The sequence below is a fragment of the Ureibacillus sp. GCM10028918 genome (assembly GCF_042666115.1).
In the GTDB taxonomy this organism is placed as follows: domain Bacteria; phylum Bacillota; class Bacilli; order Bacillales_A; family Planococcaceae; genus Ureibacillus.
Window position 1 is genome coordinate 226,583 of the sequence record NZ_JBHTFK010000017.1, and the last position, 19,017, is coordinate 245,599.

18 protein-coding genes are annotated in these 19,017 nt (G+C 35.2%); 9 read left to right on the top strand and 9 right to left on the bottom strand.

The window, feature by feature from the left end:
• Window positions 1-12: 12 nt before the first annotated feature.
• Window positions 13-615, bottom strand: a complete 603-nt coding sequence (gene plsY, locus ACFQU5_RS14000; RefSeq protein WP_390288773.1) for a glycerol-3-phosphate 1-O-acyltransferase PlsY — start codon at window positions 613-615, stop codon at window positions 13-15.
• Window positions 616-1,100: 485 nt separating this feature from the next.
• Between plsY and parE the strand changes: the two genes are divergently transcribed.
• A complete protein-coding gene (parE, locus tag ACFQU5_RS14005; protein ID WP_390288776.1) occupies window positions 1,101-3,077 on the top strand; it encodes a DNA topoisomerase IV subunit B in 1,977 nt (658 codons plus the stop codon).
• Window positions 3,074-5,512: a DNA topoisomerase IV subunit A gene (gene parC, locus ACFQU5_RS14010; protein WP_390288778.1), complete on the top strand. Its 2,439-nt coding sequence runs from the start codon at window positions 3,074-3,076 to the stop codon at window positions 5,510-5,512. Before parE ends, parC begins: the two co-directional genes overlap by 4 nt.
• A gap of 57 nt (window positions 5,513-5,569) precedes the next feature.
• On the opposite strand, the gene ACFQU5_RS14015 is transcribed toward parC, so the two are convergent.
• From ACFQU5_RS14015 to ACFQU5_RS14025, 3 genes are all read right to left on the bottom strand, one after another.
• Complete coding sequence (locus tag ACFQU5_RS14015; protein ID WP_390288781.1) at window positions 5,570-5,908, bottom strand: hypothetical protein; 339 nt, start codon at window positions 5,906-5,908, stop codon at window positions 5,570-5,572.
• Between the two features lie 111 nt (window positions 5,909-6,019).
• Window positions 6,020-7,564, bottom strand: a complete 1,545-nt coding sequence (locus tag ACFQU5_RS14020) for a solute symporter family protein (RefSeq protein WP_390288784.1) — start codon at window positions 7,562-7,564, stop codon at window positions 6,020-6,022.
• Complete coding sequence (locus ACFQU5_RS14025; protein WP_390288787.1) at window positions 7,564-7,893, bottom strand: DUF485 domain-containing protein; 330 nt, start codon at window positions 7,891-7,893, stop codon at window positions 7,564-7,566. Before ACFQU5_RS14025 ends, ACFQU5_RS14020 begins: the two co-directional genes overlap by 1 nt.
• Window positions 7,894-8,380: 487 nt before the next feature.
• Here ACFQU5_RS14025 and ACFQU5_RS14030 point away from each other — a divergent pair, with 487 nt between their 5' ends.
• The 5 genes from ACFQU5_RS14030 (at window position 8,381) to spoIIP (ending at window position 13,168) form a co-directional block, all read left to right on the top strand.
• Window positions 8,381-9,736 (top strand): ATP-binding protein, encoded by a 1,356-nt coding sequence (locus tag ACFQU5_RS14030; RefSeq protein ID WP_390288790.1) that lies wholly within the window; start codon window positions 8,381-8,383, stop codon window positions 9,734-9,736.
• A gap of 18 nt (window positions 9,737-9,754) precedes the next feature.
• Entirely contained in the window at window positions 9,755-10,423 is a 669-nt protein-coding gene (locus ACFQU5_RS14035) for a response regulator transcription factor (protein WP_390288793.1), read from the top strand.
• A 67-nt stretch (window positions 10,424-10,490) separates the two neighbouring features.
• Entirely contained in the window at window positions 10,491-11,225 is a 735-nt protein-coding gene (locus ACFQU5_RS14040) for an urease accessory protein UreH domain-containing protein (protein WP_390288796.1), read from the top strand.
• A gap of 129 nt (window positions 11,226-11,354) precedes the next feature.
• Window positions 11,355-11,939 (top strand): YdhK family protein, encoded by a 585-nt coding sequence (locus tag ACFQU5_RS14045; RefSeq protein ID WP_390288799.1) that lies wholly within the window; start codon window positions 11,355-11,357, stop codon window positions 11,937-11,939.
• A gap of 365 nt (window positions 11,940-12,304) precedes the next feature.
• Window positions 12,305-13,168 carry a stage II sporulation protein P gene (gene spoIIP, locus ACFQU5_RS14050; RefSeq protein ID WP_390288802.1) on the top strand — a complete coding sequence of 288 codons (864 nt, stop codon included), beginning with the start codon at window positions 12,305-12,307 and terminating at the stop codon, window positions 13,166-13,168.
• A gap of 264 nt (window positions 13,169-13,432) precedes the next feature.
• Here spoIIP and ACFQU5_RS14055 read toward each other — a convergent pair whose 3' ends face one another.
• Entirely contained in the window at window positions 13,433-13,810 is a 378-nt protein-coding gene (locus ACFQU5_RS14055) for an rRNA methyltransferase (RefSeq protein WP_390288805.1), read from the bottom strand.
• 666 nt (window positions 13,811-14,476) lie between these two features.
• Between ACFQU5_RS14055 and ACFQU5_RS14060 the strand changes: the two genes are divergently transcribed.
• Entirely contained in the window at window positions 14,477-15,253 is a 777-nt protein-coding gene (locus ACFQU5_RS14060; RefSeq protein ID WP_390288808.1) for a PhzF family phenazine biosynthesis protein, read from the top strand.
• Between the two features lie 147 nt (window positions 15,254-15,400).
• Here the strand turns inward: ACFQU5_RS14060 and ACFQU5_RS14065 are convergent, their stop codons facing one another.
• Entirely contained in the window at window positions 15,401-16,183 is a 783-nt protein-coding gene (locus ACFQU5_RS14065) for a glucose 1-dehydrogenase (protein WP_390288811.1), read from the bottom strand.
• Between the two features lie 18 nt (window positions 16,184-16,201).
• On the bottom strand, window positions 16,202-16,972 hold the full coding sequence (locus ACFQU5_RS14070; protein ID WP_390288813.1) for an SDR family NAD(P)-dependent oxidoreductase: 771 nt from the start codon (window positions 16,970-16,972) through the stop codon (window positions 16,202-16,204).
• A gap of 138 nt (window positions 16,973-17,110) precedes the next feature.
• Between ACFQU5_RS14070 and ACFQU5_RS14075 the strand changes: the two genes are divergently transcribed.
• Entirely contained in the window at window positions 17,111-17,704 is a 594-nt protein-coding gene (locus ACFQU5_RS14075) for a TetR/AcrR family transcriptional regulator (protein WP_390288815.1), read from the top strand.
• 496 nt (window positions 17,705-18,200) lie between these two features.
• On the opposite strand, the gene ACFQU5_RS14080 is transcribed toward ACFQU5_RS14075, so the two are convergent.
• On the bottom strand, window positions 18,201-18,329 hold the full coding sequence (locus ACFQU5_RS14080; protein WP_390288818.1) for a lipid II flippase family protein: 129 nt from the start codon (window positions 18,327-18,329) through the stop codon (window positions 18,201-18,203).
• 91 nt (window positions 18,330-18,420) lie between these two features.
• Window positions 18,421-18,867 (bottom strand): lipid II flippase family protein, encoded by a 447-nt coding sequence (locus tag ACFQU5_RS14085; protein WP_390288821.1) that lies wholly within the window; start codon window positions 18,865-18,867, stop codon window positions 18,421-18,423.
• Between the last annotated feature and the right edge of the window lie 150 nt (window positions 18,868-19,017).

The following is a 19,017-nucleotide window of genomic DNA, read 5'->3' on the forward strand; positions in this document are numbered from 1 at the left end:
TAGGCCTATCTTTTAAATCCACTTTACTTTCGGTTCTGTTCCTTCTTTAATCCGTTTAATATTTGCACGGTGTCGGTAGAAAATAAATGCTGTTAACAGTATGATTAAAATCAATAAGGAGAAGTCTCCTGTCACAGCTACATAGATAATACTATAAATTACAGCAACAATTGATACAATCATTGAAGATAAGCTAACCATTTTCGTAATTTTTAAGGCAATAAGGAAGCTTACAACTAATAAGATGAATAATGGCCATGCATAGCCTAGTAAGACACCACCAGAGGTTGCTACCGCCTTTCCTCCACGGAATCCTGCAAAGATTGGGAACATATGTCCAACAACCGCTATACCGCCCAAGATTAGAGGATGAATCGTTGTATCAGCAAAATAAGGAATCAGTGGAAGTAATGTTGCTGCTGTACCTTTTAATATATCCATGATTGTTACGACAAGTCCTGGTTTCTTCCCTAATACTCGAAACGAGTTTGTCGCCCCTAAATTTCCACTGCCATGTTCTCTGATGTCCGTTTTATAAAAAATCTTGCCAATCCAAAGGCCAGAAGGTATCGAGCCGATTAAATAAGCACAAATAAGTAAAATTGCATTAACCATATAATGTTCCTTTCAGTATTAATAGTTGGTACTAATAATTGTAATAACAATATACCACCTTTTTATCCATTTGAGGAAGAAGTAAATAGTTTTTCATATTCTAACCAACAAATTGCAGCAGTTTACCAGGTGTTTAACTGAAATATAGGTTGTATAACATAATTCAAATCCAACGTCCTACATAATCTATCTTATCAAAGTTTTTTAAAAGAAAATGAATGAAGATGAAGGAAAAAGTAAAAATTATCGTGAATAAATGTACAATATGTTTTTTAATTTACAGTTATAATAAATAATAGGTACAATTGGCGATATGGCGCTATTGATTGTATAAACTTCTATTTGTGCTTAGTGACTTGAGTTTGATACAATAAAAAAGCTTATTTCTGGTAAAAGGTAAAAGGAATATTGACAGAAATTACTATAGTCAGTACGATGAATATAGAGATAGAACGGATGTTTGTATTTTTGGAGGGGGATTTGATTTGGCAATAAATCAGCCAGGGATCGCATATGATGACGATGCCATTCAAGTATTAGAAGGATTAGAAGCGGTTCGAAAGCGACCAGGAATGTATATTGGCTCCACAGACAGTCGAGGTCTTCATCACTTGGTTTATGAAATAGTAGATAATGCAGTGGATGAAGCTCTTGGTGGATTTGGATCACATATCATCGTGAAGATTCATGAGGATGGATCAATAAGTGTTCGAGATTATGGTCGAGGAATGCCGACAGGGATGCATAAGATGGGGAAACCAACACCTGAGGTCATTTTTACAATCCTTCATGCTGGAGGTAAATTTGGACAGGGCGGCTATAAAACAAGTGGTGGTCTACATGGTGTAGGTTCATCTGTTGTAAATGCACTCTCTAAATTTTTGGAAGTAACGATTTATCGGGATGGACAAATTTTCCGTCAACGCTTTGAGCAAGGCGGGAAACCGGTTACGACACTTGAAGTGATTGGAAAAACAAAAGAAACAGGAACAAATGTTCATTTCTTGCCAGACAAAGACATTTTCTCTGTTACAAAATTTAATTATGATATCTTAGCTGAACGTCTCCGTGAATCAGCTTTTCTATTAAAAGGGTTAAAAATTGAACTAATTGATGAACGCGGCGAAGGACAGGTTGATGTTTTTCACTATGAGAGCGGAATTGAAGCATTTGTTACTTACTTGAATGAGGAAAAAGATGTCCTTCACCCTGTCAAATATGTGGAAGGATCTCAGGAAGGGATTGAAGTAGAATTTGCCTTTCAATTTAATGATGGCTATTCAGAAACAATTCTGTCATTTGTAAACAATGTTCGTACACGAGATGGTGGAACTCATGAAACTGGTGCAAAATCAGCCATGACTAAGGTGTTTAACGAGTACGCACGTAAAGTAGGTCTTCTAAAAGAAAAAGATAAAAACCTAGAAGGAACGGATATACGTGAAGGACTCTCTGCAATTGTTTCTGTACGTATCCCAGAGCACCTCCTGCAGTTCGAAGGTCAAACAAAAAGTAAACTCGGAACTACTGAAGCTCGTTCTGCTGTTGAAAGCGTTGTACAGGAGCAAATGCTTTATGTATTGGAAGAAAATGCAGAATTATCGGCATCTCTTGTTCGTAAGGCAATTCGTGCTCAACAAGCACGTGAGGCAGCCCGTAAAGCAAGAGAAGATGCCCGAAGTGGGAAAAAGAAGAAATCTAGTACCCTTCTGTCAGGTAAGTTAACGCCAGCTCAGTCAAAAAATGCTGCGCGGAATGAACTATACCTAGTAGAGGGTGATTCTGCCGGGGGATCTGCCAAACAAGGCCGTGACCGTACCTTCCAAGCAATATTACCTTTGCGCGGGAAAGTAATTAATACCGAGAAAGCTAAATTATCCGACATCATGAAAAATGAAGAAATCTCAACGATAATTCATACGATTGGTGCGGGTGTCGGAGCAGATTTTAATATAGAAGATTCAGCTTACAACAAAGTCATCATTATGACAGATGCGGATACAGATGGTGCTCATATCCAAGTATTACTGTTAACTTTCTTCTATAAATATATGAGACCTTTAATTGACGCAGGTAATGTATATATTGCGTTACCTCCACTTTATAAAGTTTCTAGGGGAACAGGCAAAAAAGAAGTAATCGAGTATGCTTGGACTGAAAAAGAATTACAATCTGCTATCAATAAAGTTGGTAAAGGCTATATGCTCCAACGCTATAAAGGATTAGGCGAGATGAACGCCGATCAATTATGGGATACAACCATGAACCCGGAAACAAGAACGTTAATCCGTGTAACCATTGAAGATGGTGCACGTGCTGAACGTCGTGTTACAACACTTATGGGTGATAAAGTTGAACCAAGACGTAAGTGGATTGAATCAAATGTAGATTTTGGTATGGAGGATGACTTAAATATCTTAGATAGTGATTTCATCCAACATGAGGAGGATTTAGAAGTATGACGACACCCGAACGTTTTCAAGAATTACCATTAGAAGAAGTGATGGGCGATCGGTTCGGCCGTTATAGTAAGTACATTATACAAGACCGTGCTCTACCCGATGCTAGGGATGGTCTAAAACCTGTACAACGAAGAATCCTTTATGCCATGTTCAATGAAGGAAACACGAATGATAAGCCTTTCCGAAAATCCGCAAAAACTGTCGGTAACGTAATCGGTAATTATCATCCACATGGTGATACTTCTGTATATGATGCAATGGTTCGTTTAAGTCAAGATTGGAAAATGCGTCATATGCTGATTGAAATGCATGGGAACAATGGTTCGGTCGATGGTGACCCACCTGCAGCGATGCGTTATACAGAAGCGCGTATATCTTCCATTGCTGCAGAGATGCTTCGTGATATCAATAAAGGAACTGTCGATTTTGTTCCAAACTTTGATGATCAGGATTTAGAACCAACTGTGTTACCAGCAAGATTTCCAAACTTGTTGGTAAACGGTTCTACAGGAATTTCTGCAGGATATGCAACTGATATCCCACCACATAACTTAACTGAATCGCTAGATGCGGTTCTAATGCGTTTAGATAATCCGAATTGTACTGTAGATGAATTAATGACGGTTTTAAAAGGACCTGATTTTCCTACTGGAGGCATTATTCAAGGTGTGGATGGTATCAAAAAGGCCTATGAAACTGGTAGAGGGAAAATAATCGTTCGTTCAAAAGCGACAATCGAGTCATTAAAAGGTGGGAAAGAACAGATTATTATAACTGAACTACCCTACGAAGTTAATAAAGCGAACTTAGTAAAGAAAATTGATGAACAAAGGGTAGATAAACGTCTGGAAGGAATAGCCGAGATTCGAGATGAATCGGATCGTACAGGTCTTCGAATTGTCATTGAGTTAAAGAAGGATGTACAAGCTGTTGGTATATTAAACTATCTTTATAAATCGACAGAACTACAAGTCAACTATAATTTTAATATGATTGCCATACATAATCGTCGTCCTACCATGATGACCTTACCATTAATGTTGGATTCATATATTGCACACCAAAAAGATGTAGTGACAAAACGTTCCAGATTTGACCTGAAAAAAGCTAATGACCGCTTACATATTGTTGAAGGGTTAATTAAGGCTATTTCAATTTTAGATGAAGTAATTGTAACAATTCGCTCCTCAAAGGATAAACGTGATGCGAAATCGAATTTAGAAGCCAAGTTTGGTTTCACTGAAGCTCAATCGGAAGCAATCGTTAGTTTACAACTATATCGATTAACAAATACAGATATTACAGAGCTGCGTGCAGAACAAGAAGAGCTTGAGAAATCAATTGCAAAACTAAACGATATTTTGGGGAATGAAAAACAATTGATTAAAGTTATTAAATCAGAGTTAGCCGAAATTCGAACTAAATTTGCAGAAGAACGCCGTTCAATTATTCAAGCTGAAATTGAGGAAATAAAGTTAACTTTAGATGTGTTGGTACCTAGTGAAGAAGTTGTGGTAACCGTAACTAAGGACGGTTATGTAAAACGAACTAGTACACGATCTCATTCTGCTTCTAATGGTCAGGATTTTGCAATGAAGGATTCTGATTATCTTTTATTTGAAGAGACGTTAAATACACAACATTACTTACTGCTCTTCACTAATAAAGGAAATTATATTTATCAACCTGTTCATGAACTGCCGGATATTCGTTGGAAAGACCTGGGCCAACATATTTCAAGTATCGTTCCAATTGACCAACATGAAGAAATTATCGAAGCGATCGGTATCGAGAAATTCGATCAGGAAAACGTTTATGTACTCACTGCAACGAAGGAAGGGCAAATCAAGCGTTCTTCTCTGGCTGATTACTCTGTTACACGCTACTCTAAACCTATTAAAACGATGAATATCAAAGGCGAGGATGAAATGATTTTTGCTCAACTCGTTTCAACAGAAACAGAAGTCTTGTTAACAACATACCAAAGTTATAGTCTTCGCTTTGATATCGAAGAAATCCCTGTTACTGGAGTAAAAACAGGTGGCGTCAAGGGGATCAATTTAAAGGATGAAGATGTATTAACAGCTGTTAACCTATTACATTCTGCACAACAGCAAGAGGTCATTATTGTTACACATCGTGGGGCAGTCAAACGCATGAATGTATCAGAGATTGAAAAAAGCTCGAGAGCAAAAAGAGGTGTTGTGGTTCTAAAGGAATTAAAATCAAATCCGCACCGTATTTTTGATGTGAAAGTTGTTCAAACAGGTGATAGAGTTTTATTAGAGACTAAGGAAAACGTAAAAGAAACGATTGACGTAAAGAACTTATCGAAAGCTGATCGATATTCAAATGGTTCATTGAAAATTGATGTATCCAATGATGGGGAATTATTGCGCGTTAAAGTACTACCAACAAGCAACCGTGATTCGTGAAAATAAATAATGTATTTAGATATGTAAAAGCGATATGCCGTTTTTACATATCTTTTTTTATACCAATTTATTAACATGTGCAGAAGCGCTCTCAACTGCATTCACATCCGTTGTATGAGGTGTAACATTCGGTTGGATAGATTGGGGTGAATCCTCAAGAATCTTTCTCACAAGGCTGGTGAGATAGAAAAAAGTAAAGGCATTTCCAGAGGAATCAGTATGATGATCCTGGAAATGCCTTTTATGTTTCTTATCTAGTTTATTTAATGCTTCTTGTTTTGTCTTTGTCATACGTACGTGTGTACTAAAATCTACCTGAATACGCTGTATCGTCATATCTTTTCCTCGCTCACGCAGTTGCTTTAATCTTTTTTTCTTTGCTTTTGAGTTAGCCATATCTTCACCTCTAATTATTATTTGATACTATCATATTCCTTTGTAGTGAAAAAGGGAAGGAGGAAAAAAGAAAACCTCGAGTCGCTTTTAACTCGAGGTGCATCTTCTTGATTAGTGTGATACGTCTTGAACAGAAATACCCGTTTGAGCTTTTACGTCAACTTCACGGTATTTTGCTTCGTCTGTTTCCTTAGAAAGAACAGTACCAATCCATCCACCTATGAAACCTAGGGGAACAGATACAATTGCCGGATTTCCAAGTGGGAATAAAGCTTCCCCGACAAAGATTGCTGCACCTTCAACTGGATTCCAAACGTTTGGTGAAACCGCTACTAAAATTAATGCAGAGATTAAACCTGTTAACATACCAACTACTGCACCATTTGTATTGAAACGTTTCCAATAAATTGTGTAAATAATTACTGGTAAGTTTGCAGAAGCAGCGATACAGAATGCTAATGATACTAAGAACGCAACATTTAATGATTGAGCTCCTAATGCTAATACAATTGATACTACTGAAATAATGATTGATCCTATTCGAGCAGCAGCAACTTGTTCTTTTTCTGAAACTTTTCCTTTTTTGATAATTTGGCCATAAATATCATGTGATAGGGCAGATGCACCAGAAAGTACAAGACCTGCTACTACCGCTAAAATTGTTGCAAAGGCAACCGCACATACGAAGGAGAATAGTACATCTCCACCTAATGCTTGAGCAAGAAGTGGGGCAGCCATGTTACCCGCAGCATTTGCAGCTATAATTTCTTCTTTACCAACGAAGGCAGCAGCACCGAATCCTAGGAAGATTGTTAATACATAGAAAATACCTACAATCCAAGTAGCCCAAATAACAGAAGAACGAGCTGTTTGTGCATCTTTTACTGTAAAGAAACGCATTAAGATATGTGGTAAACCAGCTGTACCTAATACTAATGCGATTAACATCGAAATTGTGTCAATTCCATTTGTATATTTCAAGCCTGGATTTAAATATGCTTCACCAGCTTCAGTTGCAGTAGTCATGTGTGAGAACATTGTTAAAATATTGAAGTCAAATTTCGCTAATACTAAGAATGAAATAATAACTGTACCTAACATTAATAAACAAGCTTTAATAATTTGTACCCAAGAAGTTGCAGTCATCCCACCGAACAGCACATAGACTGTCATCATGAAACCTACAAGCAGTACAGCAACCCAATAGTCGATACCTAATAATAATTGAATAAGAGCACCTGCACCAACAAGTTGTGCAATCATGTAGAATAAAACGATTACGATTGAACTTAAAGCAGCAGTTCCACGAACCTTTTTCGCATCAAATCGAGCAGAAATCATATCGGCTAATGTAAATTTACCCAGATTACGTAATGGCTCAGCAACGATGTATAAAACCACTAAGTAAGCTACTAAATAACCTAGAGAGAAGAAGAATCCATCAAAACCAGCTAAAGCAATCGATCCGGCAATACCAAGGAAAGAAGCAGCAGATAAGTAGTCACCAGATATAGCTAGTCCATTTTGCCAACCTTTTAAACCTCCGCCAGCAGTATAGAAATCGCTAGCACTACTTGTTCTTCTTGAAGCCCACCATGTGATGGCTAACGTTAATCCAACAATGGATACGAACATAATAACGGCAGTAATACTCATTAAACAGCACCTCTCTCATACTCTTCGATAATCGCTTTTGCTTCCTTATCGAATGAATTCGCCTTTGCTACATATAGATGAGCTAATCCCCATGTCATGATAAATAGCCCAGCAGAGTAGAACCACACCCAAGTAATTTCCCCGACAGCTTTTTGGTGCAGAATTTCAGTAAATGACGTTAAGATCGGTAATAACAAGTAAGCAGCAAGAAAAATTACTGTAAGAGTCCAAAGGAAATTATTTTTCTTTTTTGTTAGCTGTTTGAATGATTCCATCTCTGCAATCTTGTCATAATTAATATTATTTTTTATATTCCCCGCCATAAACATCCCCCTTTTTTTAGTTGTTTTTTTCTACTTTGTGTCCGTAAAATTCTATTTTAATAGTTTTTACATTTTCATTTTATTTAAGCGTTCACAAAATTGCAATACTTTTTATTTAAATAATATATAAATTTTTGAAAATTTTTAGGATTTTTAGAGAATTTCTATACAAAAACGATTAAAAATTAAATTTATCACTAAAATCACACTATTCTTATATATGTTCGAAACAGAAAATATGAAAATATTTGATTATTGACAAATGTATTTAACTAATAAATTACAATGGATAAATGGGTAAAATACTATTTAACTAATAAATTAAAATGGATAAATGGGTAAAATACTATTTATTAAATAATTTTAGAATGTCGTAAGTTAGGAAAATTTAAGGGGAATTTATACACCGATTAATAGATAAAAATTTATACTTTCTCTGCATATTTATTTCATAATTCTCTATTATAATTAAGCATGGAAGGGGGGATTTTAAGTGAATATCTCAACAAAATTGGCACTGTGTTTTTTTGCAGTAGTACTTCTTTTACAATTAATCCTTATGTTTTATCTTCACCGAAACATCATCCACACGCAAATCGATGAAGAATTTTCTAAATTATTGGCTTATGGAGCAAATCATAGAGATGTCTTAATAGATAATTATTCAAAGTCTACAATTCACCATATCATTCTGATGGAAAATAATAATGATAGAGAAGTTTGTATCATTAATAAGGAAGGCAAAATTATAAGCAGTTCTTATGAAGATAATCCAAAACTAAATCGTTATATACCATTAGTAATAAGAAAACATTCAGAAATTGATACAATTTTAGTTTCAGATTATAAGAATTCACCCTATATCGTAAGTGTACATCCATATCAAAATGGTGTACATGAGGGGTATGTTCTCATGTTCCAAAGCACACAATCAATTAATCAAATGATAAATAATCTAACTAAGCACTTCGGGATAGCTGGAGCGACAAGTGTATTAATTATTCTGGTTATTTACGGTATATTATCAAAAATCCTTACAAGACCCTTGATTCATATGAAAAAAGCTACCGAGAAATTAAGTAAAGGAGATTTCGAAGTAACACTCCCTTACAAAAGTAATGATGAACTTGGAGAGCTGTCAGTCTCTATTCAAATGCTTGCAAAGGATCTAGAACGATTAAAAAAGGAAAGAAATGAATTCCTGGCATCTGTATCACACGAGTTAAGTACGCCTTTAACCTATTTAATTGGCTATGCCAAAGTAGCAATGCGAACAGATTTAAATGACAGGGAACGAGAGCATTATCTTTCGATTATTTCTGAAGAGGCAATTCGAATGAAAAATCTTGTGAAAAATTTACTCGATTTAGCGAAAATTGATGAAAATAACTTTACAGTATCTAAAGAGTATTTTTGGGCCCAGCCTTTTCTCCACAAGATAATTAATCTTGTCGAACCTTCATACAGACAAAAAAATTTAAAATTAACTCTTTTAAATCAGTCAAATTTTCAAATATACGCTGATTCTTTGAGATTACAACAAATTGTCCTTAATCTTTTGGATAATGCAATGAAATATTCCAAGGAAAATACAGAAATACATTTAGAAGTCTATGAACAACATAACAGAACTGTTTTGAAAGTGAGTGATGAAGGGATTGGTATTCCGCCTGAAGATATAGAGTTCATTTTCGATAGATTGTATCGGGTAGAAAAATCACGTTCACGTACATACGGAGGTTCTGGGATTGGACTTTCGGTAGTTAAAAAACTAGTTGAGGCACATGGGGGTACGGTTGAAGTGAAAAGTAAAGTAGGAAAAGGGTCCACGTTCAAGGTAATAATTTAATTTGGAGGATGAAAGTTCATGCAAACTGCTCTTTTAGTAGATGATGAACAACGCATGTTAGATTTAATTGAGTTATTCCTTATTCCCCATGGAATTCGATGCATAAAGGAGACTAGTGGGAAAAGCGCGATTGATCTATTAAAGAAGGAGGAAGTACAATTTGTTCTTCTGGATGTCATGATGCCCGAAATGGATGGGTGGGAAATATGTAAAGCAATACGAGAATTCTCCAATGTTCCGATTATAATGCTGACAGCTAGAACAGATAAATCAGATTTAGTGAAAGGTTTAAATAATGGAGCCGACGATTACATTACAAAACCTTTTGATGATCGAGAATTAGTTGCAAGAGTCAATGCAGTATTAAGACGTACTTCAAACGAAAGAACAGATTTAATTACTCTTGGTGAATTTACTTTAAATAATGAAACATACTGTCTAAAATATTTTGAACAAAGTGTTCAATTAACTTTAAAAGAGTTTTTTATCATTAAGGCCTTAATCTCTCGACCCACTAAAACTTATACTCGAGAAGAGCTTTTAATTGTCGCCTGGGAATACGAAACTGAAACGGATATCCGAACAGTTGATTCTCATATTCGTAATTTAAGGGATAAACTCAAAAAGTCTGGATTTCCAACAGAGAATTTTCTAAAAACTGTGTGGGGGATTGGCTATAAGTGGTAATAAAGGAGTGTAGTTATGAACTTAGCTATTTTTCAGAAAACCAATCTAACTAATTCGGTGAATATAAGTGTATAGTACCTTATCTCAAATCAGTCAAATCATCAGTCAGCCTATTTCCATCTATTTAAATTCATTTGACCATTCTCCATTTGTGATCGCACTTCTCCTTGGTTTAATTGGTGCATTTGCTCCGTGTCAATTAACAGGTAATATTAGTGCAATTACTTTGTATGGACACCGAACAATTCAAATCGACCAAAACTTTGGAGAAATCATTGCATTTATTGGTGGCAAGGTTATAGTGTATAGTTCTCTAGGATTGTTGGCATGGTTATTCGGACAATCGTTTGAATCAAAACTTACGGAATTTTTCCCAATGATCCGTAAAGCAATTGGGCCATTTTTAATAGTAACTGGATTAATCCTTTTAGGAATAATGAAGCTCAGGTTTTTAAACTGGCTATCTTCTTTTTTGCCAACCTATAAAAAGGCTGGCAAACTCGGGTCCTTCTTGCTTGGAGCAAGCTTTGCAGTTGCTTTTTGCCCAACGATGTTTGTCCTATTTTTTGTATGGTTAATGCCAACTGTAGCGTCAACATCTTACGGATTTATCTTACCTGCCATTTTTGGCATTGCTACTTCAATCCCTCTAATACTTCTATTATGGCTAATTTGGTATTTTGATATAAAAGGATTAGTAATGAAAAAAAGCATGAAAATCGGACGGCTAATCCAAAAAACTGCCGGTATTATACTGCTAATAGTCGGTGTCCTCGATACAATAACTTATTGGGGGATTTAAATTTAAGCTGTTTAGACGTCTGTTATAAATATAATCCCTCATTCTGCATAAATTTTGCAAATTTCAGGATTATAATTTGAATTGTACAATTAATAGCAATGGTATAAGGGTGTATTTGGAGGGACATTAATGACACATAAAAAGATTTTTGGAGTGATTTATTTAGCAGCAGTACTAACGCTGTCAGCATGTTCGAGTGATAAAAACCAGGAAGGAACACATGATGTGTCAGAGCACGATATAGAAGAATCTAATAGTACGGATCATTCTGCCATGAATCATTCTAGTGATGGTGCTATACCTACTGGTTTAGAAGAAGCAACCAATCCGACATTTCCTGTCGGCAGTAAAACAATGATTCAAGCAGATCACATGGAAGGCATGTCGGGTGCAGAAGCGACGGTAGTAGGCGCTTTTAATACGATTGCATATATCGTTTCATACACACCTACAACCGGTGGTAAACCAGTGAGAAATCATAAATGGGTGATTCATGAAGAATTGGATCCAGTAGCAGAAGAACCTTTAGAGTCAGGTACTAAGGCAACCATTAATGCAGAACACATGGAAGGTATGCAAGGAGCAGAAGCCGCAATTGATTCAGCAATTGAAACTACCGTCTATATGGTAGATTACACCTCCTCTACTACCGGAGAAAAAGTAAAGAACCACAAATGGGTTACTGAAAGTGAAATGTCAGCAATTGAAGAGTAATACAAAACCTTCACCTTGAGTAAATTCAAGGTGTTTTTTTACAATTATTATTTATTTGCGTCCATTATTTTTCTATTTATAATTATTTTTCATTACCTTCATTCTATAAAAAAATATTTTGTTTGTTCGATATTATTAATGGATACTCACTAAAGTAGAGGAAGAGCTGAAACTGCATGTCTTTAAAGTCACAACAAGATTCGAAATCTAAAAACAAAAAGAGTTCGATTTTAGTATATTTTCTTTATTTTGCAATAATGTTATTTTTCTTCTGGTTACTCGGTTTCACTTGGCTGCTTTTTTCATATGAATCAAATAAAGGTGTTGCCATATTAGACAAAGTGTATCCTTTCACGGATAATAACTTGAATAAAGATAATTCTAGTAAGCGATTAGAAGAGTTGAAAGAAAATAGCCGAACAACTGAAGAAAATGATGAAGAGGAAAAAAGCTTGGGTAATCCTAAGAGAGATGAATTCCAACCAACAATGGAGATTCTTTTTGGAAAAAGGGAACTTAAGTTCGATAATATTGATGCTATTTTTGAGAAGTTGAAAACACCTGAAAAGCCCGAAATTCATTCTACTTTCGGAAAAGAAGTTGTATATATTTATCATAGCCATAGTAGAGAGTCTTTTTTACCTTTTTTCAAAGGTACATTTGAACCTGAAGAAGCATACCATTCAATAGCAAACATTACATTGGTTGGTGAAATGTTGGGAAGAGCTGTAGAAAATCAAGGGATTGGAACGGATGTAGATACATCGGATATCGTTCATCTCTTAAACACTAGTAATTTAGATTATAGTAGTTCTTATAAAGTATCCAGGGAGATAGTAATAAAGGCACAAGATGAAAATAAGGATTTGGAATATTTTATTGATGTGCACCGCGATTCCTTAAGAAAAGAAAATACAACAATTGATATAAACGGCTTAAATTATGCTAGATTGTTATTCGTAGTAGGGAATGGCCATGCTAATTTTGAGAAAAACCTTACTTTTGCAAAAGAGTTGCAAGCACTGCTAGATATTTCATATCCAGGACTTTCAAAGGGAATTTTACAAAAAAGCAGCCTACATGGGAATGGCATTTATAACCAAGATCTTTCGCCAAATTCTATAATTCTAGAAATTGGAGGTGTAGATAATACAATAGAAGAACTTGATCGCTCAACTGAAGCTTTTGCAACTGTATTAAGCAATTATTACTGGCAAAGGAAAGAGTAAAAGGCATTTTACACCTTTAAGTATTAAATAACTTGAGGGTGTATTTAATTTTTAAATTATTGTTTGAGATAACGTCCAGAATTAATGGAGTCTAGGAATGAAGCGAGTTTGAATTTTGGATGCGTTTCAAGTTTCAGCTTAATTTTCGCATTCTGTCTCACTATTAGAAGTATACTTCTGAAATGAAACATAACTTCCTATAATAGATATTACGACCACATCCCTATTTTTAAGAAAGAAAAAGGAGCAATTTGATACTCCACTTCATATGCTTTCGATTCTATATCTCCACTTTCCATCTTTCACTTCGTCAATATTAATTAACGCAATACTGGATTCAATCACATCATTTAAATTTAATTTATTTTCTTTTGCAAAGATCCTTAGACATTCTAACGTTTCTTTATTACAAGTTGTTCTAAATTCAACGCGATCTTTTGGTCTATTTTTCTTATCATAGTTTATATAATTTTCTTCTAGAATCTTGATGAATCCATTTTCCAATAAATAACCTACATGCGTATTATGTTCGTTTGCTAAGTGTTTTAATTCTGTTAGTAATGTCTTGCTAATACGCGTCTTATATTCAGCCCTGGAATCATCAATTGTTTGTATTAATCTACCATTAACTAATTTCCACATGATAGTCAGCCTCCATCTCTTTCTTCCATTGTGATAGTCTATACTTAGACCAAATTCATATACTTTGGCACTAATTTCAACATTCTCTTATCATTTGGAGAAAAACTTATAGTATGTATTTTACCCCCTACAGTACCATCCGTAAGAAATATATCCAATATTCATGCCATTCCCGTCCTAGTTTTAAAGAAATTCTCATTCACTTTATGTTTTCTTGGATGGCCACTCACTATATTGCTCTCGAATCGGTGGATTATTCTTTGATATCTTACTATAGATAGCTCTATTAGAAAGATAATTTACGTACTATTTCTTTATATAACATCCCATTTTAACATCTCTATTACAATATTATCAGTATTTCCCTTTTTTCTTTGCATTTTAAAACCACCATCAATTATTAGGTTTTATATGTTGTAAAGTTAGGTTAACACAAGGATTCGAACACTTGTTCTCTTTCTCAATTTTTAATATTTTATTTAAACCAATTTACAAATTAAAGATTGAATAACTAAATTATTTGGGGGTTTACCTATTCTTTTAAAAAACAGTTCATTTTTTTGAGGATTGTTCTTTAGCTCCCCCCCTATTGCTTGCATACAATCTCCATGGTATTTTAATCTTCGTAAATAATAATTTATCAAACTTTCTAGGAGGTTAACAACAATGAAATGTTATGTTGTAGATGCTTTTGCTGAAAAAGTATTTGAGGGAAATCCGGCTGCTGTATGTATTTTAGAGAATTGGCTATCCGATGACTTAATGCAGTTAATAGCAAAAGAAAACAACTTATCTGAAACTGCTTTTACCGTAAGAGAAGGAAATAAATATCATCTAAGATGGTTTACCCCGGGAGGAGAAATTGATCTTTGTGGACATGCTACTCTAGCAACCGCTTTTGTTTTATCTAACTTTTATGATAAAGAGGAAAATAAGTTCGTCTTCAAAACTCTAAGTGGCGATTTAACTGTAGTAAAAAATGGAGAACTATATGAAATGGACTTTCCAAGCAGGATGCCAGACAAGTTAGAAATTACAGATGAGATGGTACAGGCACTTGGGATTACTCCTATTGATGTATTCTTAGGAAGAGATTTAATGTTTATTTTAGAAGAAGAAAGCGATGTACTGCATGCAAAGCCCAATTTTACTGCATTAAAAGAGTTAAAAGACGGTTTAGGTGTAATATTGACAGCTAGAAGCAAAGAGTTTGATTTTGTTTCAAGAGCATTTTTCCCTAAACTAAATGTTAATGAGGACCCAGTATGCGGTTCTGCACATTGCCAGCTCATCCCCTACTGGTCAGAACAGTTCAACCAAAAGGAAATGGTTGCAAGACAGCTCTCTGAACGAGGAGGGACTTTGTATTGCAAGCTGGTGGGTGAAAGAGTTAGTATTAGTGGCTATGCTAGCCTATATTCTATAGCTGAACTACAGTTATAATGATAAATCCTAATATATCCATATTAACAAAAAGAGAAAGGTGAAAATTGAACGCACTCAATTTCACCTTTCTCTCTATTTGATGCTAGTTATATCCCAGCCTTGTTCTTCAAACTACTTAAGCATTTCCTGTTGCTCTAAAAATAATTAATATTTATAAGATTGACCGCCATCGATTGGTACAACAACACCATTAATGAAGTCAGCTTGATTTGAAAGTAGGAAGGCAACTAAGTAACCAACCTCTTCTGGTTTACCGAAGCGGCGCATTGGGTTTGGTTTTACGAACTCTTTACCTACCTCTTCCCAATTATCACCACCGATTTGGCGTAAAGAACCCTCTACCATAGGAGTCATTATAGCACCTGGTGCGATTGCTTTAATAGAGACACCAAATTGTCCATATTCAATAGCAGAGTTGCGTGTTAATCCGACAACTCCATGTTTGGATGCTGCGTAGCCTGATTGATTTCCAACACCGCGAATACCACCTACAGATGCTGTATTCACAATTGACCCTGATCCTTGTTCTTTCATTACTTTTAATACGTATTTCATGCCGTAGAATACTCCATTTAAGTTAATGGAAACCACTTTTTGGAACTCGTCAATACCAAAGTCTTCTGTTAAATTTTGTTTTCCTTCGATGCCTGCATTGTTAAAGAAACCGTCAATTTTGCCGAACTTTTCAACAGTTGCATCGACAAAACCTTTTACAGCATTTTCATCTGCTACGTTTGCCGCAATTGATAATACTTCAGCCTGTGGCGTAATTGCCAGTACTTTTTCTTCCGTCTCTTTTAAACCTGCTTCATTCAAGTCTACTAAAACTAGTTTAGCACCCTCTTCTGCTAATTGAAGTGTTGCTGCTTGGCCAAGACCAGACCCTGCACCTGTTACAATTACTACTTTTTCTTCAAAACGTTTCATATTATGTTTCCCCCGTTGTTAAATATTATATAATGCACCATCTACTGTGTAAGATGAAGAGCTTACATAAGAAGCTTCATCTGATAGTAAAAATGCAATGACATTTGCTACTTCTTGCGGCTCACCATATCGCTTCATTGGTACGGCATCTTGATATGCGGATTGTGCTGCTTCTGCTGCGCCCGGTGCAACTTTTGCCTCAATCTGGCGCATCATTTGTGTATTAATAACACCAGGGTTTACTGAATTCACACGTACATTATATGGAGCAGCTTCTAACGCCGCTACTTTATTCATACCCATTAATGCATGTTTTGATGAATTATACAGCATCATATTTGGCGAACCAATTAATCCTGCAACGGAAGCAGAGTTAACAATCGAACCGGCTTTTTGCTGTTTCATAATTGGCATTACATATTTCAAACCATAGAAAGCACCTTTTACGTTAATGTTATAGACAAAATCGAAATCTTGTTCAGTAATTTCTTCTAAAATTTTTGCTGGACCTTCAACTCCTGCATTATTTGCAAATCCATCAATGCGACCGAATTTTGTTACAGTTTGATCAACATAATTTTTTACTTCTGCTTCTTTTGATACATCTGCTTTTAATGTCAGGACTCGATCTTCACCTAAGTTAAGCTCATCTGCAACCGCTTTCACAGCGACTTCATTTAAATCCACTAGGGTTAACTTTGCCCCTTCACCTGCAAGCTTACGAGCAATCTCTTTACCGATACCTCCTGCAGCACCTGTAATAATTACAACTTTGTTTTCAAATCTCATTTTTTTACCTCCCCAAAGATACTAGTTACATTTATAGTTTACCCGGATACACTTTCTGTAAGCCATCCTTAATATTTGCTATAATGTTGAAGAAACCAACACTTTTAATCAATCTGTCTAATAGTAGGAGATAATTTGATGAAATCAAATTCCAATCAAGCTTTGCGTACAAAGCACTTCTTGAAGAAGGCATTTATAGAAATGGTACATAAAAAAGGATTTAGTGCTGTGACAGTGAAGGACATTGTAGATTATGCACAATATAATCGAACAACCTTTTATGTGTACTACCAAAACATATTTGATCTTGTTGAAGAATTAATGGATGAAATGTTTGAGGCCATTCAGTATAATAGCATGTCGAAGTATAAAAATAATAGTCAGGTTAAAGTACAGGAGTTGACAACAAACTCCTTCGAATTGTTGTATTATATTTACGATCACCGTGATTACTTCACGTTACTGCTTTTAGAAGATACGTTACCACGCATTCATCAGCAACTACCTGAAGCGATTTATAATTTACTAAAAGATAAATTTGATATTCAATACGGAGTGTCTTTTGTTGATGATTACTCCCAAAAGCGCTATATGGCATATGGAACGGCGGGATTGATTTTGGATTGGATTGCAAAAGATTTTGATGCCACACCCGGTGAAATGACAGAACGTCTCATAAGAATTTTAAACACCTTTGCAAAAGGGTTTGTAATAAAAGAAATCGACACTTAACAAACAACCTTTAGATATAAGTATCATCTGTTGCAGTTGCGGGGAGAGATAACTAATTAAGTTACGAAGTTTTTCCTCTATACAATATCCCTTTACCTACATTGATGAAGTTACTAGTCCCTTTGCTTAAACAAACATGATCAAACAGGTTTAAATACATATGTTCCCAAGCAGTGTTTAGTAACCTTTCATAATAGACAGTGTTCAATAATATCCACCTTTTAAGTAATAAAGCCAAAGCCTTTGCTCTGGGCACGCTCGATTATGGAATAACTATAAATAATCTTAATCTTATTTAATCTTCTTTCTCTATACTATAAACTGTGAAACCAAGCAATATACTTTGCACCCGGAATGAATAACACCTGTGCAAAAAGTGTTCCTTATAATCTTGATGCTACCATCATAATAGAGGCACTTTTTAAAGTAACATAGCTACCCTTTTGATTGATTACATCATCCGTTAAGATTGAATTTTAGGATCTACAAAAATAATTTATAAGATTGTAGCTATACCATTAATTTCTCCCGATGCCATAATAGCAGTTGTTGCTCGTTCAAGTGCAATCAATGCAGCGTATAGTGCAGAAAGAACTCCTATTGTATAAATTGCCGTTATTAACATATTAATGCAAAATAATTTAATTGGTATACCTCGCCAGTTATATCTTTTAGGTAAGCATATCTAGGTAGATGGATATGTTTTTTTACACGACTTAAATAAGATACACTGCATAACCTATTCGCACTAAAGCCGGAATCGAACCTCGCTCTTCTGCTAAAAAAATGAATAATTGCCCTCGAAAAAACTGCAAAAAAGTCGGCAACAAAATTAAACCGATTATTGTTCCTAATGTTGCAGAACCGATTAAAATTCGATACTGGTTCTCCACAAATTCTAAAGAATTCTCTTTTGGTGCTTTACCAATCAAACTCCCCGTAAAAGGTTGTTGCATCATGTTTGTCAGCCTTGAAACCATTACCATCAGATTAAATAAGGAAAGTGCCGATGCTAATTGTTTTACTATTGCCCCTGATAATCGAACCGCGTATGCTATGTCTCGATTGAATAAATGATTAAGATGAATAATGCAATCATTACTAACTGTGTTGTGAAAAATTCCAAAGACATTACCTACTCCACTTTTATTGTAGAAAAGCACCGAACATCTTGTCTAGATCTACCATCTACTTTTAACGCCATAAAAATAGGAATTGTTTTCAATTTATAAGTACAATCAATACTCATTTAATCCCTACAATATAATATTGAACTAATCTGTCCAATAGTTTAAGTCTAAACCTTCACGTTA